The 517-nt window shown below is 57.3% G+C and carries 1 protein-coding gene and 1 pseudogene; both read left to right on the plus strand.

Going from position 1 to position 517, the window contains the following annotated elements; genetic code table 11:
• A partial coding sequence (locus HMPREF2698_RS12655; RefSeq protein WP_070565217.1) for a DUF2550 domain-containing protein occupies positions 1–334 on the plus strand: 334 nt, incomplete at its 5' end.
• A gap of 23 nt (positions 335–357) precedes the next feature.
• A pseudogene (locus tag HMPREF2698_RS12660) lies at positions 358–517 on the plus strand (endonuclease NucS domain-containing protein); the annotation flags it as partial.

Raw genomic sequence — 517 nt, forward strand, 5'->3', positions numbered from 1 at the left:
CCATACGTGGCGTCACGGCCTCGTGCGCTATGACGGCGAGTATATGGAGTACTTCAAGCTTCGCTCCGTATTGCCGCGCGCCAACAAACGCTTTAATCGCCTCGACATCGAACTGGGCAGCACCCGCCCAATGGATGATGACGAGGCTTCTTTTATGCCCTCTGGTCACCAGATCATCCGTATTAGCATCGATGGGCGGGACTATGAGATTGCCTCTGATGCGCACGGAATCATGGCGTTGAATGCGTGGGTGGAATCGGCGCCGTCGAAGCGCCAAGAGAAGTTGGATTATCGCCAGATGCGCCAGCGAGCTACCCGCTTACCAAAGAAGTAGCGCCCAACGATAGGGTAGAGGGCATGCGTGTTGTCATCGCCCAATGCTCCGTAGATTACGTAGGCCGCCTCGACGCCCACCTTCCCATGGCGGACCGTCTCATCCTCATCAAAGCCGATGGTTCGGTGTCCATCCATGCGGATGACCGTGCCTATAAGCCGCTGAACTGGATGACTCCGCCGT

Source organism: Corynebacterium sp. HMSC072A02, assembly GCF_001810085.1.
Taxonomy (GTDB): domain Bacteria; phylum Actinomycetota; class Actinomycetes; order Mycobacteriales; family Mycobacteriaceae; genus Corynebacterium; species Corynebacterium hesseae.